The following is a 24,774-nucleotide window of genomic DNA, read 5'->3' as shown; positions in this document are numbered from 1 at the left end:
GAAATGCGGTGCCGATGGTAGGAGCGAGCTTGCTCGCGAACGGCCTTCGCTTCAGATCTGGTTACGGCTGCACGTAGCGCAACACCGCCTCGACGATCATGTCCTTGTGCCGCGCCTTGATCGCCGGGTCTTCCAGTTCGACCTGGAACAGCGAGCCCACGGTATGGCGGTTGGACACGCGATAGAAGCAGAACCCACTGATCAGCATGTGCACATCGATCGCCGGCAACCCGGCGCGGAAGGCACCGCTGGCGGCGCCGCGCTGGAGGATGTCCTCGATGGTGCGCAGGATGTTGCTGTTCATCGAACGGATCGCCTCGGAGCCTGCGGCGAACTGGCCGTAGTGGATGTTCTCAATGCTGACGATACGCACGAAATCCACGTTGCGATCATGGTGGTCGAAGGTGAAATCCACCAGCCGGCGCATGGCCTCCAGCGGCTCCAGCTCGGCCAGGTGCAGGGTCTGCTCGGTGCCGCGGATGTCGCCATAGAGCTTCTCCAGCACGGCCTGGTAGAGCTGCTCCTTGCTGCCGAAGTAGTAGTAGATCATCCGCTTCGAGGTGTTCATGCGCTCGGCGATGGCATCCACCCGCGCGCCGGAAAGGCCCTGCTGGACGAACTCGACGATGGCCGCCTGAAGAATGTCCTCGCGGGTCTTCTCCGGATTGTTCTTGCGGCCCCGGCGGGTGGCTTCGGCGGGAATCGGCTGGGTGGCGCTGTCGGTCATGGCGAGAGATCGTCTGACCGGCGCCAGGGGCGCCGGTTTGCGGTGAAAGGATGCGCGGATTATGCGCCCGCGCGTCCTTCAGGCAAAGCGCAGCGGCTCAGACCTTCGGCCGCCGCGTGGTGCCGTTGCGCGCCTGGGCCATGGCCGCCAGGCGCACGGCGACGTTGGCCGCGCCGTAGCCGGCATAGCCGCCGCGACGCTGGATGATCTCGAAGAAGAAACGCTCTTCGAACGGTTCGGTGTACACGTGGAACAGCTCGCCGCCGCTGCCGTCGCGGTCGTAGAGCACATTGAAGTAGGCCAGCTCGCTGAGGAATTCGTCGTCGAAATCGAAGCGCGCCGCGAGGTCGTCGTAATAGTTGAGCGGGATTTCCAGCAGCGGCACGCCGGCGTCCTTGGCCCGCGCCACCTCGGCGAAGATGTCCTCGCAGGCGAAGGCGATGTGGTGCACACCGGAGCCGCGATAGCTCGACAGCGCGTGGGAGATCGCCGTGTTGCGGTTCTCCGAGATGTTCAGCGGCAACCGCACGCTGCCGTTGGCGCTGCGCAAGGCACGGCTCTTCACCAGGCCATAGGGGTCGGGCAGCACCACTTCGTCGTCGGCCTCGAAGTCGAACAGCCCCTTGTAGAACAGCACCCAGCTGTCCAGCCCGTCCGCCGGCAGGGCCATGGCCATGTGGTCGATGCGCTGCAGTTGGCCGCTGGGCCTGGCGTCCGGATCCAGGCGGAAATCGATGTCGTAGATGGTCTGCCCGGTGACGCGCTCTTCGGCGAGGTGCTCTTCAACCAGGTAAATAAGGCTGCCGTCCGGCGCACGCACGGCGGGAATCTCCCGCTCGTTGGGGCCGACCAGCCCGCGATACGGCTGGCCCTTGTAGTCCTGGGCGCGCTCCAGCGCACTGGCGGCATCGCGCACGCGCAAGGCGGTGGCGCACAGCGACGGCCCGTGGGCCTCGAAGAAGCTGTGGCCGAACGAATAGGGCTCGGCGTTGAGCACGATATTGATATCGCCCTGGCGAAGCAGACTCACCGCCTTGGAACGGTGTTCGCCAGCGCGGGCGAAGCCCAGGCGCTCCAGCCAGTTGCCCAGGCGCGCCCCCAGGGCTTCGTCGACAGCGAATTCGAGGAATTCCACGCCGTCGAGCTGGCTGGCCGGCGGCGGCGCGAACAGGCAGTCCAGTTGTTCCTTCGGCGTGCCTTCACTTTCGAGGCGGGCACGGGTCTTCTCCTCGAGATAGAGCAGCGAGCGCAGGCCATCGGCGGCGTTGGCGCGTGGCGGCGCAGCACGGAAACCATCGTTGAAGATTTCCAGCGACAGCGGGCCGCGATAGCCGCTTTTCAGGATCGGCGCGAGGAAGCCCGGCAGATCGAACTCGCCCTGCCCGGGGAAATTGCGGAAATGCCGGCTCCACTCCAGTACGTCCATGGCCAGGATCGGCGCATCAGCCATCTGCACGAAGAAGATCTTCTCCCCTGGAATCTGCGCGATGCCGGCCGGGTCGCCCTTCAGCGACAGCGTGTGGAAGCTGTCGAGGATCACCCCCAGCGCCGGGTGGTTCACCTCGCGCACCAGGTCCCAGACCTGCTGCCAGGTGTTGACGTGGCGACCCCAGGCCAGGGCTTCATAGCCCACGCGCAGGCCGCGCGCACCCGCCCGCTCGGCGGCCAGGCCGAGGTCTTCGAGGAGGAATTCGCGCTCGCCAAGAGAGTCGGCGGCGACGTTGCTGCACATCAGCACCAGGTCGGTGCCCAGCTCCTGCATCAGGTCGAACTTGCGCTCCAGGCGGTCGAGGTTGCGCGGCAGGCGATCGCGGCGGCAGCCTTCGAAGTCACGGAACGGCTGGAACAGGGTGATCGCCAGCCCCAGGTCGGCGCACCGGCGGCGGACTTCGCGCGGGCTGCCGCCGTAATAGAGGAGATCGTTCTCGAAGATTTCCACGCCGTCGAAACCGGCAGCGGCGATGGCTTCGAGTTTGTCCGGCAGGGTTCCGCTCAAGGAAACGGTAGCGATCGAACGTTGCATCTCTGGACTCCTGCCGGGCGTGGTGAGGGGCTTGTTGGAATCGGTCTCCGGCTGAGTCTGATTATTCTGGCGGTCCGGGATGCCGGCAATTTAAAGTGTACTAACTGGTTAGTTTTGTGTTCGATTACCGAACCAAAGGCCGTTTATCGAATTGACGCTGTTCCGGCCGCTGCTCAAGATTTAGCCACGTCGACGCAATCCGGCTCGCCGGGGACCTGCCTCAATCCCCGTAACACCGACAGCCGCTGCGAGATGGCCTGCGTGTCATCCATAACAATTTCAAGAACGGGTAAATGCTCATGTACATCCCTCACCCTCCCCTCACCGCCTCCATCCGTCATCCGCAAACCGTCCTGGCCCATCTGATGCCAGGCCAGTGCAGCCTGCGCGGGCGCCATCGCGCGCACTGATTTTCGCCAGCCACCGCACGTCTTTCCCAAGGCCTCGCCGATTAGCGGTGGGCCACGCGGAGCGCCTGCGGCACGACAATAATTCCTGAGGCTGCGCGTCAGCCCGATAACGGATGGCCCCGATCATGATCCATACGCAATCCGCTCCCCTTGCTGCGGTCGCTCCGCACGGTTCTTCCTTCTTCGGCAAGGTGCGTGGCGCCATGGCCGTCGGCAAGGTGCGCTGGGGCATGCTCGCCCTGGTGTTCTTCGCCACTACCCTGAACTACATCGACCGCGCTGCGCTGGGCGTGATGCAGCCGGTGCTCGCCGAGAAGATGGCCTGGACGGCCATGGACTACGCCAACATCAACTTCTGGTTCCAGGTCGGCTATGCCATCGGCTTCGTCCTGCAGGGCCGGCTGATCGACCGTATCGGGGTGAAGCGCGCGTTCTTCTTCGCCGTATTGCTGTGGAGCTTCGCCACCGGTGCCCACGGCCTGGCCAGTTCGGCGGCCGGCTTCATGGTCTGCCGCTTCATCCTCGGCCTGACCGAGGCGGCCAACTACCCGGCCTGCGTGAAGACCACGCGGCTGTGGTTCCCTGCCGGCGAGCGGGCCATGGCCACCGGCATCTTCAACGCCGGCACCAACGTCGGTGCCATGATCACTCCCGCCCTGCTGCCGCTGATCCTCGCAGCCTGGGGCTGGCAGGCGGCGTTCCTGTGCATGAGCGCGCTGGGGTTCATCTGGGTCGTGCTGTGGAGCCTGAAGTACTTCAACCCCGAAGAGCACCCCACCGTCAGGCAGAGCGAGCTGGATTACATTCAGGAGGCCAACGAGCCGCCGGCCGAGCGCGTGCCCTTCTCCGCCGTGCTGCGCATGCGTGGCACCTGGGCCTTCGCCGTGGCCCTTTCGCTGACCGCGCCGGTGTTCTGGTTCTACCTCTACTGGCTGCCGCCCTTCCTCAACCAGCAATACGGCCTGGGCATCAGCGTGACCCAGATGGGCATCCCGCTGATGCTGATCTGGCTGACCGCGGATTTCGGCAGCATCGGCGGCGGCATTCTCTCGTCCTGGCTGATCGGCCGCGGCATGAAGGCGATCAACGCGCGCCTGCTTTCCATGTTCATCTGCGCCTGCGCGATCATCGGCGTGGTCTTCGCCGCCAAGGCCAGCGGCCTGTGGATCGCCGTGGGCGCCATCGCCCTGGGCGTGGGCGCGCACCAGGCCTGGACGGCGAACATCTGGAGCCTGGTAATGGACTACACGCCCAAGCACATGATGAGCACGGTGTTCGGCTTCGGCGGCATGTGCGCGGCGATTGGTGGCATGTTCATGACTCAGATCGTCGGTTACATCCTCACCGTCACCCACAACAACTATGCGGTGCTGTTCACCATCATTCCCACCATGTACTTCCTGGCGCTGACCTGGATGTTCTTCATGGCCCCGCGCAAGGTGCCCGGCGCGGCGCAGTGATCCTCCGCGCCTGAACGAGAACCCCGCCGATTGGCGGGGTTCTTCATTTCGGGGAGCTACTTCTTCAGCGGCGTCAGCACCGGCGCGCCCTCGTCCAGCAACATCCACACCAGCAGCTTGGCCGGCTTCTTGTCGCTGGCGTTGCGCGACACCAGGTGCGGCGTATTCGGTGCCTCGTACCAGGACTGGCCAGCCTGGTAGGTCACCGGCTTCTGCCCTTCCAGCTGGGAAATCACGGCGCCCTCGAGCACATAGGCGAACACCGAACCGCTGTGCACATGGGCACCGGAGGACTGCCCGGGTTCGTAGGCAACCATGATCATCAGGCCTTTCTTGCCTGCGGCGTCGGGGAGCTTCTGCTCCTGCTGGACTTCGATCCTTTCCTGGGTGGCGTCGTGGGCGAAGAGCGGCAGGCTCAGCGCCAGGCCGAGGCCGGCGAGGAGGCATTTCAGGGAAGTGGATGGGCGCATGGGGGAATCCTCGGGCAGTCAGGTCGTGGGATTCACGCTACGCCTTGCGAGTTGGCCGACCAACAGCCAATTCCGCGGAAGATCGGGGTGCCATTCGTAGATACCGGATGGTGCGTGCCATGCGGGTTCGCGAGCAAGCTCGCTCCTACGAAGAGCGGACCGGCTTTACCCGTAGGAGCGAGCATGCTCGCGAACCGGCGCGCCTGCGCCGGAACACAACGGCGGAGCTCTCCAGAACGTAGGGCGCATAACGTTCGACGTTATGCGCCGGCTCTTCGCCCCACAGCGAAACGGCGTACAACCGCGAACGGTTGTACGCCCTACGAATGCACCGGCCCAACAAAAAGCCCTGCGCCATGGCAGGGCTCTCGCGACGCAGCAGGAGGATCAGCCCAGCAGCGCACTCAGGTCCAGCAGTCCATCCTTGCGCGGCGGGCACCAGTAGTAGCCACCGGTCAGCGGTCGGCTGAAGCGGTACAGCGCGTCGGTGATGCCGTCCTCCAGCCCGCTCATGCGACGCAGCTGCACTTCGAAGGCATCCAGGGTGCAGCCGAAGGCGAGGAACATCAGCCCGGCGTCCTGGCCCTGGGTCCAGGGCATGGAGCGGCGCACGATAAAGGCTTCCGGCTCGAAGCTCTCCTGCGCCGTGCGCTTGACGTGGGCGGACTCCGGCGCATCGTCCAGCTCCTCGTTGTCGCTCAGGCGACGGCCCATGATGTCGTCGCGCTCGTGCTGCGGCAGCGCGGCGAAGTCCTGCAACTGGTGGCGCCACTGCTGGATCGCAGCGAAGCTGCCGCCAGCAAGCCCGGCGTCGCCCTCTACGATGGCGGCGGCGATGGCGTCATCGTCCTGCGGGTTCTCGGTACCATCCTCGTAACCGGTCAGGTCGTGGCCGCTGCCGTGGCGGAAGGCCTCGGTCAGGCTGGTCAGCTCCAGTGCCGGGGCCAGCAGGGATTGCAGTTCCTGGGTGCGCAGCAGCAGGCTGCCGCGCTCCTCACCACGCAGCCAGACCCACAGCGCATGCGGGGTGGACGGGTTGTCGACGCCCACGCCGGAGATCGCCGGGAACTCGCGCAGCCCGTCGATGCGGCGCCCCAGCGCGCGCACCAACGACTCGCCGAAGCCAACCACCGCACGCTCGCCATCGGCGAACTGCATCAGGCGGTCCAGCGCAGCCGGCAGGTCCTGCAGCGACTTCAGATCGAAGAACAGGTGGCGGGCGTGGGCGGGAACCGGGGTGGCGAGAATGCCGGGCTGGTAAAGGCTCATGACAGCGTCCTTGAACGAAAGAGCGGCGATTCTAATCGCCCCGCGCACGAATCCAAACCGCTCTGTATCAAGGACTTGGCGATCAGTTCGCGGATGTGCCGAGCTTGCGCTTGTGCCGGTGCCGCCCGTAGCGCCACAACGCCAGACCACCGAACACCAGCGCCACCGCGACGAACACCGGCAGGCGGTATGGCCGCAGGTTGCCCAGCCATTGCTCCAGCAACTGGCCGGCCCAGTATCCGGCACTGGCAAACAGCAGCGCCCAGCAGAAAGCGCCGAGCAGGTTGATCAGCAGAAAGCGCAGCGGCCCTACCCGGCTCGCGCCGATCAGTAGCGGCCCGGCCAGCCGCATGCCGTAAAGAAAGCGCACCGCAAAGATCGACAGGTGCGGATAGCGCTCGATCAAACCGGTCACCCGCTCGACGGCCAGCCCCCGCCGTTGCAGCCAGGGCACGGCACGCTCGCCCGCGCGGCGGCCGCCCCAGAAGAGCAACTGGTCCCCCAGCGTTCCCGCCAGCGTCGCCCAGAACACCACCGGGGTGAAGCCGAGCAACCCCTGGTGCGCCGCAATACCTGCCAACAGCAGTATCGATTCGCCCTCCAGCAGGCACCCGAGGAAAAGTACCGGATAACCGTAGCTGGAAAGCAGTTGAGCCAGATCGAAATGCTCGAACATGAACGCCCCTGAAAACGTGCCGTGCCAAGAGCCTAGCGGCTTGGCGGATGTTCTGCTTATCGAACATAGGCTGTAAAAAATAAACGACTAAACGGTCACTCCAGATCGTTAGCAACCAATCAAATCAATCCTTTAGCTACACCACTCGTCTAAGGATGTAATTTTTTTCGCTCATGAGCGATTCAAGTGTTTGACATATTTAACGGATTTGGCAGACTGCGGCCCGTTGTCGCAACTGGTTACGTTTTTCCGGCTCCCCTGCCTGGTGCACCGGATGACCTCGGCCGCGCAACACAACAAAAACAACTTTGTCAGTCGTGGCCCACCTGCCCGAGTTTCGTCTCGGCGGTACGGTTCCCGGCGAGCCAACGGAACGAACAAATGCTGATCTGGTTTGTAGCGGTGTATCTGGTGATCACCGTAGCTGTCGGTTTCTACGCCACCACCCGCGTGCACAACTCCTCGGACTACGCGGCCGCCGGTCGTAGCATGTCCTTCCCCCTCGTCGTGACCATGGTGTTCGCCACCTGGTTCGGCTCCGAAGCCGTGCTGGGCATTCCGGCCACCTTCCTCGAAGAAGGCTTCGCCGGGATCATCGAAGACCCCTTCGGCTCCTTCGGTTGCCTGATGCTGGTCGGCGTGGTCTTCGCCCGCCCGCTGTACCGCCTCAACCTGCTCACCATCGGTGACTTCTTCCGCAAGCGCTTCGGCCAACACGTGGAAATCTTCACCAGCCTGGTGATCATCATTTCCTACATGGGCTGGGTCGCTGCGCAGATCACCGCGCTGGGCGTGGTCTTCAGCGTGCTCTCCGACGGTGGCCTGACCACCACCCAGGGCATGATCATCGGCACCATCATCGTCCTGCTGCACACTCTGTTCGGCGGCATGTGGTCCGTTGCGCTGACTGACTTCCTGCAGATGATCATCATCGTCTGCGGCCTGTTCTACCTGGTCTGGCTGATCGGCGACATGGCCGGCGGCCCGGTCAACGTGATCAGCCACGCCGCCAGCGAAGGCAAGTTCACCTTCCTGCACGGCACCTCGGCCAAAGACATCGTCGCCTTCCTCGGCGCGGCGGTAACCATGATGTTCGGCTCGATCCCGCAGCAGGACGTGTATGCCCGCGTGATGTCGGCCAAGACCGAGAAGATCGCCCAGCGCGCCACCATGACCGGTGCCTGCTGCTACCTGGTCTTCTGCATGCTGCCGATCTTCCTGATCTACGCCGCCTCGATGATCGAGCCGGAGATGGTCAAGCACTGGCTGGCCGAAGACTCCCAGCAGATCCTGCCGCACCTGATCCTGGAACGTACTCCGCTGTTCGCCCAGATCATGTTCTTTGGCGCCCTGCTCTCGGCCATCATGTCCTCCGCCTCGGGCGCCCTGCTGGCCCCGTCGGTGACCCTGACCGAGAACATCGTCAAGCACTTCCTGCCCAACATGAACGACCGTCAGGCCCTGCTGGCCATGCGTTGCAGCGTGCTGGCGATGACCGTCGCCACCTGCCTGTTCGCCCTGCTGTCCAACGCCAGCATCTACGAGATGGTCGGCAACGCCTACAAGGTGACCCTGGTCGCTGCCGTAGTGCCGCTGTTCTTCGGCCTGTTCTGGAAGCGCGCCACCACCCAGGGCGCCCTGACCGCCATCGCCTGCGGCCTGATCGGCTGGGTATCGCTGGAGCTGGGTTACCAGGAAGGCGACTTCTGGCCGCCGCAACTGGTGGGCCTGATCTGCAGCGCCATCGGCATGATCGTCGGTTCGCTGGCTCCGCAGTTCAGCGCGCACCGTGGCGAGAGCGTATCGGACATGGCCGCCGCTGCCGCAGCCGCCAACTGATCGCGCATAGATAAAGAAGAAGCCCCGCCTTGTGCGGGGCTTTTTTCGTCGGTGGGTGTTGATCGGCGCGGCGCTCAGTCAATCGCGGACGGAGTCCGCTCCTGCACAAAGCCTGCCTCCAGTGCGGCATGCTGCATTGACGTGTAGGAGCGAGCTTGCTCGCGAATGAGTTTCCCGGCGGCTTCGAAGCTGGACGGGTTCGCGAGCAAGCTCGCTCCTACACGCTCGGCCCAGCCACGGTGCTCATGCTCTTGCCGTCGACGCGCCGCAACGGCAGCGACTCCGGGTCGAGGCCGTCAATGCAGCTGGCATTGACGCTGAGGATCGCCGGATTGCTGCGGCGCTGGTGGTAGACGTAGATGCCGCAGGTCCCGCAGAAGTAATGCAGGGCGACGCCGCTGTTCCAGCGATACAGGCGCAACGCCTGGTCGCCGCGGGTGAGCCGGAACTGGTCCTTTGGCACAGTCGCCATCAGGGCGTTGCGCTTGCCGCACAGCGAACAATCACAGCGCACCAGCTCATCCAGCTCGGCTTCGAAGGCGAAGCCCACTGCACCGCAGTGGCAGGTACCGGTGTAGTGCATGGTCCAACTCCTCGGGTGACATGACGTCCAGCGTAGACCGTCGCACCATTCATGACTCCAGCTCAACTATCCTTTGCCGTTTGCCGCGTTTTTCTCAAGGGCCGACTTCCGGACAATGCCTGCCATCGCATCCCATTCGTCCGGAGCCCCACACCATGCCCCTCGCACTCCTGGCGCTGACGCTCAGCGCCTTCGCCATCGGCACGACGGAGTTCGTCATCGTCGGCCTGATTCCGACCATCGCCACCGACCTGGGCGTCACCCTGCCCTCCGCCGGCCTGCTGGTCAGCCTCTACGCCCTCAGCGTCGCCATTGGCGCACCGCTGCTCACCGCCATGACCGGGCGCATCCCGCGCAAGGCCTTGCTGGTCGGCCTGATGGCGCTGTTCACGGTCGGCAACCTGGTGGCCTGGCAGGCGCCCAGCTACGAATCGCTGATCATCGCGCGGATTCTCACCGGCCTCGCCCACGGCGTGTTCTTCTCGGTCGGCTCGATCATCGCCACCAACCTGGTGAGCAAGGACAAGGCCGCCAGCGCCATCGCCACCATGTTCAGCGGCATGACCGTCGCCTTCGTCACCGGCATCCCGCTGGGCACCTTCATCGGCCAGCACCTGGGCTGGCGCGTGACCTTCCTGGTGGTCGCCGCCTTCGGCGTGGTCGCCCTGCTTGGCAGCCTGCTGTTCGTACCCAAGAACATCCAGCACACCCCGCCGGCACCGCTGCTGCGCCAGGCCCGCGTGCTGCTGCAACCGCGCCTGCTGCTGGTCTATGCGATGACCGCCGTGGGCTACGGCGGCTCGTTGATCGCTTTCACCTTCCTCGCACCGATCCTCCAGGACCTCGCCGGTTTCAGCCCGAACATGGTCGGCGCCGTACTCCTGGCCTACGGTGTCTCGGTGGCCATCGGCAATATCTGGGGTGGCCGCCTGGCCGACAAGCGCGGCCCGGTCAGCGCCCTGAAGATCATCTTCGGCCTGCTGGCTTCGGTACTGCTGGTGCTGACCTTCACTGCCGGCAACCCGTGGCTGGTGGTTCTGACGGTGCTGGCCTGGGGTGCAGTGGCCTTCGGCAATGTCCCCGGTCTGCAGGTGTATGTCGTGCAACAGGCCGAGCGCGTGGCACCGGATGCAGTGGACGTGGCCGCCGGCTTCAACATTGCCGCCTTCAACCTCGGCGTGGCCGGCGGCTCCTGGGCGGGCGGCCTTGTCGTCAGCCACCTGGGCCTGGGCCATACGCCGTGGATCGCCGCCGTCGTCACCCTCGCCGCTTTCGGCCTGACCGCCCTGAGTGGTCGTCTGGACCGCAGAAATTCCATGGAACCGACCGCCCCTGGCGCGGTTCCCACCCACTGATCGACCAAGGAGACATCCCATGAGCGTTCCCGCATTCGGCCTCGGCACCTTCCGCCTCAAGGGCCAGACCGTCATCGACTCCATCCGCACCGCGCTGGACCTGGGCTACCGTGCCATCGACACCGCGCAGATCTACGGCAACGAAGCCGACGTTGGCGAGGCCATTGCCGGCGCCAGGGTCAAGCGTGACGAGCTGTACCTGACCACCAAGATCTGGACCGAGAACTACGCCGCCGACAAGTTGATCCCCAGCCTCAAGGACAGCCTGCACAAGCTGCGTACCGATCGCGTCGAGCTGACCCTGATCCACTGGCCGTCGCCCAAGGGCGAGGTACCGGTAGCCGAGTTCATGGGCGCCCTGGCCGAAGCCAAGGCCCAGGGCCTGACCGGCGAAATCGGCGTGTCCAACTTCACCATCGCGCTGATGCAGGAAGCCATCGCTGCCGTCGGCGCCGGCCAGATCGCCACCAATCAGGTGGAACTTCACCCGTACCTGCAGAACCGCAAGGTCGTCGATTTCGCCAAAAGCCAGGGCATCCACATCACCTCCTACATGACCCTGGGCTACGGCAAGGTGCTGAGCGACGAGACGATCATCGAGATCGCCAGGCGCCACGGCGTTACCCCGGCGCAGGTCACCCTGGCCTGGGCCATGCAGCTGGGTTACTCGGTAATTCCGTCATCCACCAAGCGCGAGAACCTGGAAGGCAACCTGCGCGCCGTCGACCTGCGCCTGACCGATGCCGACATGGCCGCCATCGCCGCGCTGGAGCGCAACGAGCGCATCACCAGCCCGGAAAGCCTGGCCCCGGCCTGGGACTGATCCGTAGCTGATCGACAGCCGCCCCTCGGGGCGGCTTTCCTGTTTTCGAGGAGTTTTCATGAGTACAAACGGCCCTACGACCGCAAACCACTATGCCGCCTGGACCTGGACGCCCGGCGCCAGCCTCGACGGACTGAGCCTCGCCCACCTGCCGGTGCCTGCGCCGGGTCCGGACGAAGTGCTGGTGGCCAACACCGCCATCGCCCTGAACCCAGTGGACTGGAAGATGATCGACAGGGGCCGCGACGACTGGCAGCAAGGCCAGGTGCCCGGCGTGGATGGCGTCGGCATCGTCATCGCCGTGGGCAGCGAGGTAAACCTGCGCGCCGGCGCCCGCGTCGCCTACCACCAGGCGCTGACCCGCGGCGGCAGCTTTGCCGAGTACAGCCTGCTGCGCGCCCGTGCCGTCTACCCGGTGCCGGATGCGCTGGACGATGCCACAGCCGCCAGCCTGCCCTGCCCCGGCCTCACCGCCTGGCAGGCGCTGGACAAGCTGCCAGCCTGCAGCAATCGCGACGTACTGGTAACGGGCGCTGGCGGCGCGGTCGGCTACCTGCTGGCACAACTCGCGTTGCAGCGCGGCCTGCGCGTGTGGGTGACGGCCTCGGCGAAACACCGTGAGCACCTGCTGCAACTGGGTGTCGCCGGTGTCTTCGATTACCGCGACGGCCAGTGGTCCCAACACCTGCGCGAAGCCCTCGGCCCTCGCCGCCTGCATGGCATTTTCGATACGGTCAGCGGCAACCACGCCGCCAGCCTCGCCCCGCTGCTGGGCTACAACGGCCATCTGGTGTGCATCCAGGATCGCCAGGAAAATGCGCCGTTGCCGGCCTTCAGCACCGCCATCTCACTGCATGAAGTGGCGCTCAACAGCATCCACGCCCACGGCGAAGCCCTCGATTGGCAGCAGTTGCACGCAGCCGCAGCAAACCTGATGCAGGGCGTCGCCGACGGCCAGCTGCAGGCCCCGGCGAAGCAGTTCGTCGACTTTGCCGAACTGCCCGAAGCGCTGCGCCGCTTGAAGTCCGGCGAAAGCGGCGGTAAATGGATCAGTCTGCTGCCCGCGCCGATGGTCGTTGCCTGACCGCGCCGATGGGCTCTGAATTGCGCTTTTCGTAGGAGCGAGCTTGCTCGCGAACCGCATTGCAGCGGGGCTTGGTTCGCGAGCAAGCTCGCTCCTACAGGGTTAGCTACCTATATCAGGAGAACAACATGGATCTGGGCATCAAGGGTCGCTGGGCGGTGGTCTGCGCCGCCAGCAAGGGCCTGGGCAAGGGTTGCGCCCTGGCGCTGGCCCGCGAGGGCGTAAACCTGGCGATCAACGCACGCGACGTCGACACCCTCGCCGCCACCGCCGCCGAACTTCGCCAACTGGGCGTGGAGGTGCGCGAGGTGGCTGGCGACATCAGCCAGCCGGACGTGCGCGCCGCACTGATCGCCGCCTGCCCGCAGGTGGACATCCTGGTCAACAACGCTGGCGGCCCGCCGCCCGGAGATTTCCGCGACTGGGAGCGCGAAGACTGGCTGCGCGCCCTGGAGTTGAACATGCTCACGCCCATCGAGCTGATCAAGGCCACCCTCGACGGCATGGCCGATCGCGGCTTCGGGCGCATCGTCAACATCACCTCCGGTTCGGTGAAAGCGCCCATCGCCACCCTCGGCCTGTCCAACGGCGCGCGCAGCGGCCTGACCGGCTTCGTCGCCGGTGTCGCTCGCCAGCCTCAGGTTGCTGGCAACAATGTGACCATCAACGGCCTGCTGCCCGGCTCGTTCGATACCGACCGCCTGCGCAGCGGCTTCCACCGCGCAGCGAACCTCAGCGGCCAGGACGAAGGCGAACTGGTAGAAGCCGGAAAACGGGAAATCCCCGCCGGACGCTTCGGCACGGCAGAGGAATTCGGCGCTTTCTGCGCGTTCCTTTGCAGCGCACAGGCCGGCTACCTGACTGGGCAGAACCTGCTGCTCGATGGCGGGGCGTATCCGGGGACGTACTGATCCTGGCCTCGACTGGTGCGATATCCCGTAGGAGCGGACTCCATCCGCGATTGGCTGGCCGTGCTCCGTGATTGAACGAAGTGACGATGAGTCAATCGCGGACAAAGTCCGCTCCTACGACGACCGAAGCACCGCAGTCAGCCTGTAGGAGCGAGCTTGCTCGCGAACCGCCCAACGCCGCAATTGCCAGGAATCTGTTCGCGAGCAAGCTCGCTCCTACACCCATCACCCCGAGACAACGCCCCGCTGCCCCTCCTACAATCCACCCCGCCGCTTCCTGACAGGCCCGCCGATGAAAGCCCACTCCGACGAACTCAAGACCTTCGCCACTGTCATCGACTGCGGCTCCATCACTGCCGCCGCCGAACAGCTGGGGCTGACGCCCTCGGCGGTCAGCCGGGCATTGTCGAAGCTCGAGGAAAAGCTTGGCACCACCCTGCTCAACCGCACCACGCGGCGAATGAAGCTGACCGAGGAAGGCGAGTTCTTCCTCGAGAACGCCCGACATATCCTCGAACAGATGGATGCCCTGGAAGAGCGCCTGGCCCTGCGCCAACAGTCCCCGGCCGGGCGCCTGCGGATCAACGCCGCATCGCCCTTCATGCTGCACGCCGTGGTGCCGCACATCGGCGCCTTCCGCGAGCGCTATCCGGACATCGAGCTGCAACTCAACACCAACGACCTGAACATCGACCTGCTGGAACAGAGCACGGACATCGCCATCCGCATCGGTCACCTCGCCGACTCGAGCCTGCACGCCCGCCCGCTCGGCAGCAGCCGCCTGAACCTGCTGGCGGCGCCGGAGTACCTGGAACGCCACGGCATCCCGACCAACCTGGAGCAGTTGCTCGGCCACTCGCTGCTGGGCTTCACCCAGCCCGAGGCGCTGAACGTCTGGCCGATCCGCCACGCTGGCGGCGATACCCTCACGGTCGACCCGTCGCTGTCCGCCTCCAGTGGCGAAACCCTGCGCCAACTGGCCATCGGCGGCCAGGGCATCGCTTGCCTTGCCAGCTTCATGACCTGCGACGACATCCGCGCCGGGCGACTGGTGCGCGTGTTGCCGGAGATGACCAGCGAACGCCGCCAGCCGATTCATGCGGTGTACTACCGCAACTCGCAGCTGGCGTTGCGCATCCAGTGCTTCCTCGACTTTATCCAGGAGCGTCTGGCGCAGTCGCTGCATGCCACCGGCTGAAGGAAATTTCCCGCACAGTCGGCGATCCTCGACCACACTGATCAAGGTTCGCTGGCACCGCGCTGTAACGCCGTGCCGTCCCGCTCAGATCGAAGGGGCCTGGCATGTCACCCATGCTGCTGTACCTGCGCGCCATCATCCATCCTGGCCGCGATACCCTGCTGTTCGCCCTGCGCACCGTGCTCGCGGGGCTGCTGACGCTGTACCTGGCGTTCCTGCTGGACCTCGACCAGCCCAAATGGGCGACCATGACGGTGGTGATCATCAGCACCCCGCTGGCCGGCATGACCCTGCAGAAAAGCTTCGCCCAGGTGATCGGCACCACCATTGGCGCCATGGTTGCCGTGGCCATCATGGCGCTGTTTCCCCAGGCGCCGCTGCCCTTCATCGTCACCCTGGCGCTGTGGCTGGCGATCTGCACGGCGGGCGGCACGTTGATGCGTTTTACTCACTCCCACGCCTTCGTGCTCAGCGGGTTCACCGCCGTGATCGTCGCCTTGCTGGCCCAGCCGGCGCCCGAATCCACCTACACCCTGGCCATCACCCGGGTCACCGAAACGTTGCTGGGCGTGGCGTGCGTGACCCTGGTCAGCCTGTTCTTCGCCCGCCCGCAAAGCGTGGCACGCGGTTACTTCGCCAAGGTTGACCAGTTGATCCGCCTGATCGCCGTGCACGCCGCCGCAGTGATCCGGGGCGAGGAACTGGAGGAAGATTTCCAGCAACGGCAGAAGCAGCTGCTGGGCGAAATCGCCGCCCTGGAGATGCTGCGCCGCCACCTCTATTTCGATGCACCGCGCCTGCGCGGCGCTGATGAGCTGGTACAACAGCTGGCCAACCAACTGGTGCTGATGACGTCGCGGCTAGCCATCCTGCGACGCCAGCGCAAGCTGATCGAGGCGCGCCTGAGCGGCCCGCTGCCCGAATCCGTACGGCGCCTGCGCGAGGATGAACTGGCCTGCCTGGCTGAGCTGGCCGAGTTTGGCCGCCACCTGCCCGGCGCCACCCGCAAGCGCATAACCCAATTGCGCCAGCGCTTCGACGCCGCCGCGCGGCAGGCCGAGGAGCTGGCCGACGGCCTCCCCGCTTCGCTGCGCTCCCTGGCCTGGGCTCTGCGCTTCGAGCAGGCGCGGCTGATGCAGCAGCTGGACGAGATGATCGAGCTGAGCGAAGCGATCCAGGAAGGCCGCCCCGGCAGCAGCTCTTACCCGCAAAGCCAGGCCCACGCGCTGCACCTGGACTTCCACCTGGCTGCGATGAACGCCACCCGAGCCTTCGTCGCGCTGTGCTGCGCCGGCTGGATCTGGATCGAAACCGCCTGGGACGGCGCCCGCGCCGGGATGATTCTGGTGGGCATCCTCTGCTCCCTGCTCGCCACCTTCCCGCGCCCGCTGATGGCGAGCCTGGCGTACATGCGTGGGCTGGCCATGGCCCTGGTGGCGGCCGCGCTGCTGCAGTTCCTGTTGCTGCCCAGCGTCGGCGACTTCGAGATGCTCGCGCTGTTCCTCACACCGCTGCTGTACGTGATCGCGGTAGGGCTGGCCAATCCGCAGACCGCAGGCATCGGCATTGGCCTTGGGCTATCCACCTTCCTGTTGGTCGGCCCGCAGAACCAGGGCGCGTGGATCAATACCTCGCTGCAATGGTTCGAGTTCGCCGGCGGTTATGTCAGCGCCGGGGTGCTGGCCTTGCTGGTGTACGCCTGGGTGTTCCCCTTCGACGCCGACGCACGCCTGCGTCGCCAGTCGCGCCGGACCCGCGCCGAGGTGCGTTCGGTGCTGTTGTCCAAACCCAGCGAGGCACGTCGTTTCCTGTTCGAGAGCCGCATGGTGGATCGCCTGGCGATCATGCTCGGGCTGCTGCCGGCGGCGCGCGACCCGCACTCGAGCGAGCGTTTCCAGTGCAGCCTGGCGAGCATGACCCTGGGCGTGGTGCTGCACCAGCTACGCCGCGAGAGCCTGAACCCCAACGGCCTGCCGCAAGCCCTGCGCGAGCGCCTGTCGCTGCTGCTCGATGAACTCGCCGCCTGCCTTGACCAGCCGCCCGCCGCGCCGCTGCACCGGGTACTGCCCGCCATGCGCGAGCTGGGCAATGAGCTGGACGAACTGCAAAGCCATGGCAACTACCCCAGCGGCGATGCCATGCGCCCGGTGTTCGTCAGCGGCGTGGCGCTACTGGTAGCGGCCGACCTGCTGGAGCGTTTCCGTGACCTTTACGGCGAGTCCGCCGCCTTCCACGACGACCACGGGGAAGCCGCACTGCATGCCCGTTGATATCGAACTGGGCGGGGTCTACCTGCCGCCGCTCGCCCAGGCGCTGTTGCTGGCCCTGCCGATCTTCCTGCTGCTGGACTGGAGCCTGCGCCGCCTCGGCGTGTTACGCCTGGTGTGGCACGAGGCGCTGTTCGAAGGCGCGCTCTACGCCTGCATCTGCGCGGGCCTGATCCTGCTCATGGGAGCCCTACACTGAATGGCCAGCCTGCGCAAAGCCCTGCCACCGCTGATCACCCTGGCCGTCGTCGGCTTCGCACTGATTCTCGGCTACTTCGCCTGGACCTACTACACCCGCGCGCCCTGGACCCGCGACGCCCGAGTGCGCGCCGACGTGGTGACCGTCTCTGCGGACGTCACCGGGCGCATCGTCGACCTGCGGGTGGAGGACAACCAGCACGTCAGCAAAGGCGAGCTGCTGCTGAGCATCGACCCGGCGCGCTACGAACTGGCAGTGCTGCACGCCGACCGCGCAGTGGAAGTCGCCCGCGCCGCGCTCGGCCAGTCCCAGGCCGCCATCGCCGCCAACCAGGCGCTGCTGCAGCAGCGCCGGAGCGAGGAAGTCCGCCGCAAGGCGCTGAAGGCGCGCTCGGCGATCTCCAACGAGGAATGGGAGAAGGCGCATACCGATGTCACCGTCGCCGAGGCGCAACTGCTGCGCGAGCAGGCCAACCTGGGCCTGGCGCAGGCCAACGTCGCCCTCGCCGAAGCCGCGCAGAAGCAGGCCCGCCTGGACCTGGAGCGCACCCAGGTGGTGGCGCCGGTGAACGGTTACGTGACCAACCTGCTGACCCGCGCCGGCGACTACGCCACCGCCGGCCATTCGCTGGTGGCATTGGTGGACAGCGACTCCTTCTACGTCGGCGGCTACTTCGAGGAAACCAAGCTGCCGCGTATCCACGAAGGCGATGCGGTGGACGTGCAACTGATGAGCGGCGAACGTTTCGACGGTCGCGTCGAAAGCATCGCCTTCGCCATCACCGACCGCGAGAACGCCCCCGGCGCGCGCCTGCTGGCGAACATCAACCCCAGCTATACCTGGGTGAAACTCGCCCAGCGCATCCCCGTGCGCATCGCCATCGACCCGGACTACAAGGGCCGCGACCTCCTCAGAGCCGGCACCACCGCCACCGTCAGCGTGGTCGAAGGCGCCCGCTAGCCCCCAAACTTCCGATGGGCAGGGGGAACTTTCATCACCGCCCCGTCATCAACCCATCGCGTGATTGTCACCCGCCCGGTGCAGCATGCACCCAGCTTCCCGCATCCCGCGCGGACGCCTGCGCACGAGGATGCCCCTTGCCCCGCCTTCGCCTTCTGGCCGCTTCCCTGCTGACCTGCACCACCCTCGCCCTGGTGGCCTGGCGCTCGCTGCCCACGCCACTGGAAGACGTGCCGAGCAGCAGCCTGTTCGCCCAGAACTGGGCCCGCGGCGGAGTCGTGCTGCTGGTGCGCCACATGGAGCGCTGCGACCGTTCCAGCGCCGAGTGCCTGGGCGCTGCCGACGGTATCACCGCGCGCGCCGCCGCCTTGGCCCGGAGCATGGGTGACAGCATCACCCGCCTGGGCCTGACGGCCACCGACATCTACAGCAGCCCCGCCAACCGCACCATGCAGACCGCCGACCTGATGTTCAACCAGAGTGTGGCGCGCCAGGACTGGCTGCTGACCTGCAAGGACGGCGACCTTGCCGCGCAGATCCGCGAACACAAGACCGCGCATCGCAACCTGGTGCTGGTCACCCACAGCGAATGCTTCGACCTGCTGCGCGAGAACCTCAAGGTGCGCGAGACCGATACTCCCGAGTACGGCAGCGCCCTGGTGCTGTTCGACGAGACCAGGCCGCAGCTACGCATTGCCGGTGAAGTGGAGACCGATGAGTGGCTGAAGCTGGTGGGCCCGCACAACCCGAGCTGAAGCCGCTGCCAGAAAGCGCTTTCTGTGCCATCTTCTTGCGATCGTTCCAAGGAGAGGCTCGATGCCCGCGCTGCTCACCACCCACCCGTTGTTCGCCGCCCCCGCCCTGCTGCTGATCGACCTGCTGCTCTGGCGGCTGGTTGGCCCGGCCCATCCGCACTGGCGGCTGGCCGTTCGCCTGCTCGGCTTCCTGCTGTTCAGCCTGCTGCTGTTCAACGCCGGGATGAACCCGCTGCGCGCCGCGCCCTGGGCGGACGACCTACCCAGCCACATGGTCGCTACCGCCGTGCAGATCATCTGGTGGCTGTTCGCCGCCCGCTGCCTGACGGTTGTCCTGGGTTTCCTCCTGGTGCAGCGCATCGGCCATGGCGGGCGGCTGTTGCAGGACGTCGTCGGCGCGCTGATCTTCCTGGTCGCCATCATCGCCGCTGCGGGCTACGTGCTGGAGTTGCCGGTGAAGGGCCTGCTGGCCACTTCCGGGGTAGTCGCCATCGTCCTCGGCCTGGCGCTGCAGAGCACCCTGAGCGATGTGTTCTCCGGCATCGTGCTGAACACCACCAAGCCGTACCAGCTGGACGACTGGATCTCCATCGACGGCATCGAGGGCAAGGTCACCGAGATCGACTGGCGCTCCACTTACCTGCAGACCTCCCAGGGCACGCTGGCGGTGGTGCCCAACTCCCTCGCCGCCAAGGCCAAGGTGCTCAACCTGAGTCGCCCGGCAAACCTCTATGGCGTCAGCGTGAGCCTGACGGTCAGCCCGCACATCCGCCCGCGCAAGGTGATCGAAGCGCTTGAGCATGCCCTGGGCGGCTGTCGTGCCCTGCTGGCTACCCCGGCACCGGCGGTGAGCGTGCGCAAGTCCGCGCCCGATGGGGTGGAATATGAAATGAGCGGCTTCGTCGCCGCCATGGGCGAGAAGCGCGAGGTGCGCAACCAGTTGTTCGACCTCGCCTACCGCCACCTGCAGGCCGCCGGCATCAACCTGCTGGCCGAGGCCGATGCTCCGATCCGCGAAAGCGCCTCACGCGCACGGGCGCTGCTGGTGCGCTCAGGGCTGTTCGATGCGCTGCGTGACGAGGAGCGTGACGAGCTGGCGACCCGCATGCAGCGCCGCCCATTCAAGCAAGGCGAAGTGCTGCTGGCGCCGGGGGATGTCAGCGAGCGCCTGCTGATCATCGATTCCGGCGTGGTCAGCGTCACCCTGCCCCACGACAGCCAGACCATCGAGGCCGGCCGCATGGGACCGGGCGAAGTGTTCGGCGAGGCCGGCGTGCTCACCGGCTCCGCGTGGCAGGCGCAATTCACCGCGATCAGCGATGGCGCCGCCTACTACATCGACAAGCAGACCCTCGCCCCCTGCATGGAGGCGCGCCAGGAGATTGCCGAGGCCATGGGCCGCCTGCTGGACTTCCGCCAGAAGGCCAGCGCCGCGCTATTGGTGGAGCAACCCACGGTGGTGCAGCAGCGCGGCTTGATGGCCTGGCTCAAGCAGCACGCCGGGCGCCGCTACAAGGCCTGACTCTATTGCAGATCAGGCGTTGCAGGGTCAGGCGCTGACTTCCTGCAGGCAATCCAGCGGCACCCAGCCGGCCTCGCCACCGGAGCGGACGCACCAGAGCCAGCCGCCCAGTTCGCGGCCACCTTCAAGGCATTCGCCAACCTCCACGTCGAGCTCGCGGGCGGTGTAGTCCTCCATGGCCACGCCGGCGCCCGGCGCGGTCATGTTGAACACCTGCGCCGGCACCCAGCCTTCACGTTGGCCGGGCGTGGAGCAGAAGTACCAGTCCTCCCAGCCCTCGGCGCCCTCGTAACGTTCGCCGACGAACAGCGGCGCACCCTTGGCGAAAGTGATGGGCGCGGGGTACTCGCTACGGTGGCGTTGAATCACTTCGTAGTGCATGTCGATCTCCCGGTTCCCTGGACCGATCCATGCTACTCCTCACAGCGCATCGTGGAAGATCACTCCGAGGGTGAAGCGCTCGCCGGTATGCAGGCGGCTGACACCATGGCGCAGGTTGATCCGATGGTAGCCGCGCACGCCCCGCACCGGCCGCTGGGCCACCGCGAACACTACGGCGTCGCCCTGCTGCAGCGGCACTACCGTCACCCGTGATTGCATGCGCGGGCGCTGCTCGGTCAGCACGAACTCGCCGCCCTCGAACTCCTCGCCCGGCCGCGAAAGCAGGATCGCCACCTGCAACGGGAACGCCAGCTCCCCGTAGAGGTCCTGGTGCAGGCAGTTGTAGTCACCGGCGCGGTAGCGCAACAGCAAGGGCGTCGGCCGGCGCTGGCTGGCGGCGTGGCATTGGGCGAGGAAGCCGGCATGCTCCGGCGGGTACTGGATGCCGGTGTCCATGCGCTCCTGCCAGGTATTGGCGATGGCGCGCAGCGGCGGATAGAGGGCCTCGCGAAGCTCCTGCAGCCGCGCCGGCAAGGGATAGGCGAAGTAGCGGTATTCGCCGAGACCGAAGTTGTGTCGGGCCATGACCACGCGGCTGCGAAATGGCGCGTCCTGGTCGTACAGCGCGCGGAGCGTCTCGCACTGTGCCCTGTCCAGCAGGCCGGGGATCAGTGCATGGCCATCGGCGTCGAGTTGCCCGGTGAGTGCGGGCCAATCTACGGCAGGCAGGTTTCGGGAGAGGGACATCTTGGCAATCCGTGGTGGCAATGCCTCAGTCTAGAACCGCCCCCTTGCCGTTCGCGTCCCGGCACTGACTTTCAAACCGGACCTGCAGAAACGGGCATCGCTCGCTGCTGCGGGTGGCCCGTCGATTGGGCCACCGCGCGTGGCGCATTGTAGAATCACAGGCATCCACCCAGACCGACTACGGCCATGAGCACCGAAGACCCGATCCTGCGCGACATCTCCCGCGTCACCCTGCAGCACTATCAGGACAGCGCCCAGTCCTTCCGTGAGGGCACCTGGGACCACGACGTCACCCAGAACATTGCCGCGCTGCTGCGACACATCCAGAGCGAAGCACCTTTCGTGCTGCTGGATTTCGGTTGCGGTCCGGGGCGTGACCTGTGCGCGCTGAAAAGCCTGGGACATGCTCCTGTCGGCCTGGACGGCTGCGCCGGCTTTGTCGCCATGGCGCGCGAAGCCAGCGGCTGCGAAGTCTGGCAGCAGGATTTCCTCGCCCTCGACCTGCCCGCCGAGCGCTTCGACGGCATCTATGCCAATGCCAGCCTGTTCCACGTGCCGCGCAGCGAGCTGCCGCGCGTACTCGGCCAGTTGCATGCCGCGCTGAAGCCCGGCGGCGTGCTGTTCAGCTCCAACCCTCGCGGGGAAAACCAGGAAGGCTGGAACGGCGGACGCTATGGCTCCTACCACGACCTGCAGAACTGGACCCGCCTGCTGGAAGACGCGGGCTTCCGCGAGCTGGAACACTACTACCGCCCCGCAGGCCTGCCGCGGGAGCAGCAGCCCTGGCTGGCCAGCGTTTGGCGCAAGGTTTGAGATGACCAGGCCCGCAGTTCAGCCGGCCTAGTCTTCAGACTGCAACGATCGACTTTACCCGCTTCCCACAGGATCACCCCAGGCCGGCATTCCAGGAGGACAAACAGCATGCAGTACAGCATTCGCCCCGAGCACCCGGAAGACCTCAGCGTCATCCGCGAAGTGACCACCGCCGCCTTCGCCGAGGCCGAGCACAGCAGCGGTACCGAAGGCGCCATCGTCGATGCGTTGCGCGCAGCCGGGGCGCTGAGCATTTCCCTGGTCGCCACCGTGGAAGGTGTGGTCGTCGGCCATGTGGCGTTCTCCCCCGTGACCCTGGATGGCGCGGACCTCGGCTGGTACGGACTCGGCCCGGTCTCCGTGCGTCCCGACCTGCACGGCCGGGGAATCGGTGCGGCGCTGATCCATGCGGGGCTGGAGCGACTCGCGGCTCTCGGCGCAAAAGGCTGCGTGGTACTGGGCGACCCGGCCTACTACCCGCGCTTCGGCTTCCACCAGGACCCGGCGATCCAGTACGCGGGCGTGCCGCCCGAATACTTCATGGCGCTGTCGCTGGATGGCTCGAAGGCCGCCGGCCAGGTCGCCTACCACAGCGGTTTCTCCGCGACCTGACGACGAGAACAGCCGCCATGCCCCTATCGATCCGCCCCGCAAACCCGACGGACATCGACACCCTCTTCGACATCCGCACCAGCGTGCGTGAGAACCACCTGAGCCGCGAGCAGATGGCCAAGTTGGGTATCACGCCGCAGGTACTGGCCGAGGCGATCGAATCCGCGCCGTGCGCGTGGATTGCCGAGATCGACGGCGTTCCCGGCGGCTTCGCCATGGTGGATACCGACGAGGGAGAACTCTTCGCCCTGTTCGTGCGCCCGGAGTGCGAGGGGCTGGGCATGGGCCGCCTGTTACTGGCGGCGGCCGAGGAACAGCTGTTCCGCGAGCACGGGAACATCTGGCTGGTAACCGATGGCGGCGACGGCATTCGCGCCAATGCTTTCTACCGTCGCCACGGTTGGCAGTTCGCCGGGCGGGTGGACGAGCGGGATGTCCGCTACGAGAAATCCCGCCCCTGACGAGGACCCGCCTCCGACATGCCGGAGCGTCAGAGCAGAGACTTGCCCTGGCTGAGGACCTTGTCGCACACCTGCTTGGTGACCTTCTCCTTGATACCGCTGCCGGACAGGTCGAGGCTCTTGCCGTCGCTGCCGGTGAGGATGCCCTTGGCGCCGTCCTTGTACCCGCTGTCGCTGGTGGTGGTGTTGCCCGGCAGCTTGCCCAGCAACTTGTCCTTCACCTGGGTGGCCGCATCGGCGTTGAGGTAGTTGTTCTTGGCGCAGTACTCCAGCAACCCGGCGACGTTGCCGCTGCTGCTGGACGACACCGACGACAGGTTGCCGAGGCCGCCGAGGCTGCCGGCAACATCGCCCAGGGACGCTGCCTGGGCCAGCGACCAGGGCAGCAGTACGACGGCAAGAGCGGTGGGAATCAGTTTACGGGTATTCATGACGATCTCCTGGTGGCAGACGACGCGGCGCCAAGCGCCACAGCGAGTGTAGACATCAGCGGCCGCGGACCGCGCGATAGACCAGCGCCCCCAGGCTGCCGCCGACCAGCGGGGCGAGCCAGAAGGCCCAGAGCTGCTCCAGAGCCCAGGGTGCGGCGTAGAAGGCCACGGCCAGGCTGCGTGCCGGGTTCACCGAAGTGTTGCTGACCGGAATGCTGATCAGGTGAATCAGTGCCAGCGTCAGGCCGATGGCCAGCGGCGCAAAGCCCGCCGGAGCGTCGCGATCAGTGGCGCCCATGATCACGAAGAGGAACATGGCCGTCATGATCAGTTCGCACAGCAGCACCGCCGCCAGGCTGTAACCACCCGGCGAGTGCGCGCCATAGCCGTTGGCGGCGAAACCACTGGCTGCATCGAAGCCGGGCGCACCACTGGCGATCAGGTACAGCGCGCCGCCGGCCAACAGGCCGCCGGCGACCTGGGCAAGGATATAGGGCAATACGTCGGCGGCCGGGAAACGGCCGCCGAACATCAGGCCGACGCTTACCGCCGGGTTGAGGTGGCAGCCGGAGATCGGGCCGATCGCATAAGCCATGGTGACGACGGTAAGGCCGAAGGCCAGCGCGACGCCGAGAAGCCCGATGCCATGACCACCGAAGCTGGAGGCTAGAACGGCGCTGCCGCAGCCGCCCAGGACCAGCCAGAAGGTGCCGATCAGCTCGGCCGCAAGTTTCCTGTACATGATTGTCTCCCTGGAACCGGGAGCACCGGTTCCGCACGGAATGTCGAAGGGGGAAT

General features: G+C 66.1%; 25 protein-coding genes. 15 read left to right on the top strand and 10 right to left on the bottom strand.

Annotation, left to right across the window (positions count from 1 at the left end):
• Window positions 1-61 precede the first annotated feature (61 nt).
• Entirely contained in the window at window positions 62-727 is a 666-nt protein-coding gene (locus ACNFH5_RS21685) for a TetR/AcrR family transcriptional regulator (RefSeq protein ID WP_416749508.1), read from the bottom strand.
• Between the two features lie 97 nt (window positions 728-824).
• Complete coding sequence (gene quiC / locus ACNFH5_RS21680) at window positions 825-2,750, bottom strand: 3-dehydroshikimate dehydratase QuiC (RefSeq protein WP_416749506.1); 1,926 nt, start codon at window positions 2,748-2,750, stop codon at window positions 825-827.
• A 535-nt stretch (window positions 2,751-3,285) separates the two neighbouring features.
• On the opposite strand from quiC, the gene ACNFH5_RS21675 reads away from it, so the two are divergent.
• Window positions 3,286-4,620, top strand: coding sequence for an MFS transporter (locus ACNFH5_RS21675; protein WP_416749505.1), 1,335 nt, complete (start codon window positions 3,286-3,288; stop codon window positions 4,618-4,620).
• A 56-nt stretch (window positions 4,621-4,676) separates the two neighbouring features.
• Here the strand turns inward: ACNFH5_RS21675 and ACNFH5_RS21670 are convergent, their stop codons facing one another.
• The 3 genes from ACNFH5_RS21670 to ACNFH5_RS21660 all read right to left on the bottom strand — a co-directional run bounded on the left by ACNFH5_RS21670 (window position 4,677) and on the right by ACNFH5_RS21660 (window position 7,035).
• On the bottom strand, window positions 4,677-5,090 hold the full coding sequence (locus ACNFH5_RS21670) for a cupin domain-containing protein (protein WP_416749503.1): 414 nt from the start codon (window positions 5,088-5,090) through the stop codon (window positions 4,677-4,679).
• Between the two features lie 387 nt (window positions 5,091-5,477).
• The gene (locus tag ACNFH5_RS21665; protein WP_416749501.1) at window positions 5,478-6,359 is read right to left on the bottom strand and encodes a Dyp-type peroxidase; all 882 of its coding nucleotides are present in this window, start codon (window positions 6,357-6,359) and stop codon (window positions 5,478-5,480) included.
• A gap of 82 nt (window positions 6,360-6,441) precedes the next feature.
• Window positions 6,442-7,035 (bottom strand): DedA family protein, encoded by a 594-nt coding sequence (locus tag ACNFH5_RS21660; RefSeq protein ID WP_416749499.1) that lies wholly within the window; start codon window positions 7,033-7,035, stop codon window positions 6,442-6,444.
• Between the two features lie 381 nt (window positions 7,036-7,416).
• Between ACNFH5_RS21660 and ACNFH5_RS21655 the strand changes: the two genes are divergently transcribed.
• Entirely contained in the window at window positions 7,417-8,874 is a 1,458-nt protein-coding gene (locus ACNFH5_RS21655) for a sodium:solute symporter family protein (protein ID WP_416749497.1), read from the top strand.
• Window positions 8,875-9,091: 217 nt separating this feature from the next.
• Here the strand turns inward: ACNFH5_RS21655 and ACNFH5_RS21650 are convergent, their stop codons facing one another.
• Window positions 9,092-9,457, bottom strand: coding sequence for a GFA family protein (locus ACNFH5_RS21650; protein ID WP_416749495.1), 366 nt, complete (start codon window positions 9,455-9,457; stop codon window positions 9,092-9,094).
• A gap of 155 nt (window positions 9,458-9,612) precedes the next feature.
• Between ACNFH5_RS21650 and ACNFH5_RS21645 the strand changes: the two genes are divergently transcribed.
• The 10 genes from ACNFH5_RS21645 to ACNFH5_RS21600 all read left to right on the top strand — a co-directional run bounded on the left by ACNFH5_RS21645 (window position 9,613) and on the right by ACNFH5_RS21600 (window position 20,531).
• Complete coding sequence (locus tag ACNFH5_RS21645) at window positions 9,613-10,812, top strand: MFS transporter (RefSeq protein ID WP_416749493.1); 1,200 nt, start codon at window positions 9,613-9,615, stop codon at window positions 10,810-10,812.
• A gap of 19 nt (window positions 10,813-10,831) precedes the next feature.
• Window positions 10,832-11,635, top strand: a complete 804-nt coding sequence (gene dkgB, locus ACNFH5_RS21640; RefSeq protein WP_416749491.1) for a 2,5-didehydrogluconate reductase DkgB — start codon at window positions 10,832-10,834, stop codon at window positions 11,633-11,635.
• Window positions 11,636-11,693: 58 nt separating this feature from the next.
• Window positions 11,694-12,719, top strand: coding sequence for a zinc-binding dehydrogenase (locus ACNFH5_RS21635; protein WP_416749489.1), 1,026 nt, complete (start codon window positions 11,694-11,696; stop codon window positions 12,717-12,719).
• Window positions 12,720-12,847: 128 nt separating this feature from the next.
• Complete coding sequence (locus ACNFH5_RS21630; RefSeq protein ID WP_416749487.1) at window positions 12,848-13,630, top strand: SDR family oxidoreductase; 783 nt, start codon at window positions 12,848-12,850, stop codon at window positions 13,628-13,630.
• Window positions 13,631-13,922: 292 nt separating this feature from the next.
• Window positions 13,923-14,828 carry a LysR substrate-binding domain-containing protein gene (locus ACNFH5_RS21625; protein ID WP_416749485.1) on the top strand — a complete coding sequence of 302 codons (906 nt, stop codon included), beginning with the start codon at window positions 13,923-13,925 and terminating at the stop codon, window positions 14,826-14,828.
• Between the two features lie 104 nt (window positions 14,829-14,932).
• Window positions 14,933-17,098: an FUSC family protein gene (locus ACNFH5_RS21620; protein WP_416749483.1), complete on the top strand. Its 2,166-nt coding sequence runs from the start codon at window positions 14,933-14,935 to the stop codon at window positions 17,096-17,098.
• On the top strand, window positions 17,088-17,294 hold the full coding sequence (locus ACNFH5_RS21615; protein ID WP_045207441.1) for a DUF1656 domain-containing protein: 207 nt from the start codon (window positions 17,088-17,090) through the stop codon (window positions 17,292-17,294). The genes ACNFH5_RS21620 and ACNFH5_RS21615 overlap by 11 nt, the downstream gene beginning before the upstream one ends.
• The gene (locus tag ACNFH5_RS21610) at window positions 17,295-18,254 is read left to right on the top strand and encodes an HlyD family efflux transporter periplasmic adaptor subunit (protein ID WP_416749481.1); all 960 of its coding nucleotides are present in this window, start codon (window positions 17,295-17,297) and stop codon (window positions 18,252-18,254) included. It begins immediately after the preceding gene.
• 137 nt (window positions 18,255-18,391) lie between these two features.
• A complete protein-coding gene (locus ACNFH5_RS21605) occupies window positions 18,392-19,009 on the top strand; it encodes a histidine phosphatase family protein (RefSeq protein ID WP_416749479.1) in 618 nt (205 codons plus the stop codon).
• A 61-nt stretch (window positions 19,010-19,070) separates the two neighbouring features.
• Window positions 19,071-20,531 carry a mechanosensitive ion channel domain-containing protein gene (locus ACNFH5_RS21600; protein WP_416749477.1) on the top strand — a complete coding sequence of 487 codons (1,461 nt, stop codon included), beginning with the start codon at window positions 19,071-19,073 and terminating at the stop codon, window positions 20,529-20,531.
• Between the two features lie 27 nt (window positions 20,532-20,558).
• Here the strand turns inward: ACNFH5_RS21600 and ACNFH5_RS21595 are convergent, their stop codons facing one another.
• Window positions 20,559-20,912 carry an SH3 domain-containing protein gene (locus ACNFH5_RS21595; RefSeq protein ID WP_416749476.1) on the bottom strand — a complete coding sequence of 118 codons (354 nt, stop codon included), beginning with the start codon at window positions 20,910-20,912 and terminating at the stop codon, window positions 20,559-20,561.
• Between the two features lie 39 nt (window positions 20,913-20,951).
• Window positions 20,952-21,659 (bottom strand): 2OG-Fe(II) oxygenase, encoded by a 708-nt coding sequence (locus ACNFH5_RS21590; RefSeq protein ID WP_416749474.1) that lies wholly within the window; start codon window positions 21,657-21,659, stop codon window positions 20,952-20,954.
• A 186-nt stretch (window positions 21,660-21,845) separates the two neighbouring features.
• Between ACNFH5_RS21590 and ACNFH5_RS21585 the strand changes: the two genes are divergently transcribed.
• From ACNFH5_RS21585 to ACNFH5_RS21575, 3 genes are all read left to right on the top strand, one after another.
• Window positions 21,846-22,472, top strand: a complete 627-nt coding sequence (locus ACNFH5_RS21585; RefSeq protein WP_416749472.1) for a class I SAM-dependent methyltransferase — start codon at window positions 21,846-21,848, stop codon at window positions 22,470-22,472.
• Window positions 22,473-22,580: 108 nt separating this feature from the next.
• Window positions 22,581-23,084, top strand: a complete 504-nt coding sequence (locus tag ACNFH5_RS21580; protein WP_416749471.1) for a GNAT family N-acetyltransferase — start codon at window positions 22,581-22,583, stop codon at window positions 23,082-23,084.
• A 17-nt stretch (window positions 23,085-23,101) separates the two neighbouring features.
• Window positions 23,102-23,545: a GNAT family N-acetyltransferase gene (locus tag ACNFH5_RS21575; RefSeq protein ID WP_416749470.1), complete on the top strand. Its 444-nt coding sequence runs from the start codon at window positions 23,102-23,104 to the stop codon at window positions 23,543-23,545.
• Window positions 23,546-23,574: 29 nt separating this feature from the next.
• Here the strand turns inward: ACNFH5_RS21575 and ACNFH5_RS21570 are convergent, their stop codons facing one another.
• Together ACNFH5_RS21570 and aqpZ are read right to left on the bottom strand one after the other, a co-directional pair.
• Complete coding sequence (locus ACNFH5_RS21570) at window positions 23,575-23,976, bottom strand: DUF2501 domain-containing protein (RefSeq protein WP_416749469.1); 402 nt, start codon at window positions 23,974-23,976, stop codon at window positions 23,575-23,577.
• 55 nt (window positions 23,977-24,031) lie between these two features.
• Window positions 24,032-24,718: an aquaporin Z gene (gene aqpZ / locus ACNFH5_RS21565; RefSeq protein ID WP_416749467.1), complete on the bottom strand. Its 687-nt coding sequence runs from the start codon at window positions 24,716-24,718 to the stop codon at window positions 24,032-24,034.
• Between the last annotated feature and the right edge of the window lie 56 nt (window positions 24,719-24,774).

The organism is Pseudomonas sp. NY15435 (assembly GCF_048068295.1).
Lineage (GTDB): Bacteria > Pseudomonadota > Gammaproteobacteria > Pseudomonadales > Pseudomonadaceae > Pseudomonas.
Note: the sequence above shows the minus strand (reverse complement) of the source record. Positions and strands in the feature narration are given on the sequence as shown.

Coding starts and splice junctions, on each gene's coding strand:
- ACNFH5_RS21685 (WP_416749508.1), bottom strand. CDS start 727: ATGACCGACAGCGCCACCCAGCCGATTCCCGCCGAAGCCACCCGCCGG.
- quiC (WP_416749506.1), bottom strand. CDS start 2,750: ATGCAACGTTCGATCGCTACCGTTTCCTTGAGCGGAACCCTGCCGGAC.
- ACNFH5_RS21675 (WP_416749505.1), top strand. CDS start 3,286: ATGATCCATACGCAATCCGCTCCCCTTGCTGCGGTCGCTCCGCACGGT.
- ACNFH5_RS21670 (WP_416749503.1), bottom strand. CDS start 5,090: ATGCGCCCATCCACTTCCCTGAAATGCCTCCTCGCCGGCCTCGGCCTG.
- ACNFH5_RS21665 (WP_416749501.1), bottom strand. CDS start 6,359: ATGAGCCTTTACCAGCCCGGCATTCTCGCCACCCCGGTTCCCGCCCAC.
- ACNFH5_RS21660 (WP_416749499.1), bottom strand. CDS start 7,035: ATGTTCGAGCATTTCGATCTGGCTCAACTGCTTTCCAGCTACGGTTAT.
- ACNFH5_RS21655 (WP_416749497.1), top strand. CDS start 7,417: ATGCTGATCTGGTTTGTAGCGGTGTATCTGGTGATCACCGTAGCTGTC.
- ACNFH5_RS21650 (WP_416749495.1), bottom strand. CDS start 9,457: ATGCACTACACCGGTACCTGCCACTGCGGTGCAGTGGGCTTCGCCTTC.
- ACNFH5_RS21645 (WP_416749493.1), top strand. CDS start 9,613: ATGCCCCTCGCACTCCTGGCGCTGACGCTCAGCGCCTTCGCCATCGGC.
- dkgB (WP_416749491.1), top strand. CDS start 10,832: ATGAGCGTTCCCGCATTCGGCCTCGGCACCTTCCGCCTCAAGGGCCAG.
- ACNFH5_RS21635 (WP_416749489.1), top strand. CDS start 11,694: ATGAGTACAAACGGCCCTACGACCGCAAACCACTATGCCGCCTGGACC.
- ACNFH5_RS21630 (WP_416749487.1), top strand. CDS start 12,848: ATGGATCTGGGCATCAAGGGTCGCTGGGCGGTGGTCTGCGCCGCCAGC.
- ACNFH5_RS21625 (WP_416749485.1), top strand. CDS start 13,923: ATGAAAGCCCACTCCGACGAACTCAAGACCTTCGCCACTGTCATCGAC.
- ACNFH5_RS21620 (WP_416749483.1), top strand. CDS start 14,933: ATGTCACCCATGCTGCTGTACCTGCGCGCCATCATCCATCCTGGCCGC.
- ACNFH5_RS21615 (WP_045207441.1), top strand. CDS start 17,088: ATGCCCGTTGATATCGAACTGGGCGGGGTCTACCTGCCGCCGCTCGCC.
- ACNFH5_RS21610 (WP_416749481.1), top strand. CDS start 17,295: ATGGCCAGCCTGCGCAAAGCCCTGCCACCGCTGATCACCCTGGCCGTC.
- ACNFH5_RS21600 (WP_416749477.1), top strand. CDS start 19,071: ATGCCCGCGCTGCTCACCACCCACCCGTTGTTCGCCGCCCCCGCCCTG.
- ACNFH5_RS21595 (WP_416749476.1), bottom strand. CDS start 20,912: ATGCACTACGAAGTGATTCAACGCCACCGTAGCGAGTACCCCGCGCCC.
- ACNFH5_RS21590 (WP_416749474.1), bottom strand. CDS start 21,659: ATGTCCCTCTCCCGAAACCTGCCTGCCGTAGATTGGCCCGCACTCACC.
- ACNFH5_RS21585 (WP_416749472.1), top strand. CDS start 21,846: ATGAGCACCGAAGACCCGATCCTGCGCGACATCTCCCGCGTCACCCTG.
- ACNFH5_RS21580 (WP_416749471.1), top strand. CDS start 22,581: ATGCAGTACAGCATTCGCCCCGAGCACCCGGAAGACCTCAGCGTCATC.
- ACNFH5_RS21575 (WP_416749470.1), top strand. CDS start 23,102: ATGCCCCTATCGATCCGCCCCGCAAACCCGACGGACATCGACACCCTC.
- ACNFH5_RS21570 (WP_416749469.1), bottom strand. CDS start 23,976: ATGAATACCCGTAAACTGATTCCCACCGCTCTTGCCGTCGTACTGCTG.
- aqpZ (WP_416749467.1), bottom strand. CDS start 24,718: ATGTACAGGAAACTTGCGGCCGAGCTGATCGGCACCTTCTGGCTGGTC.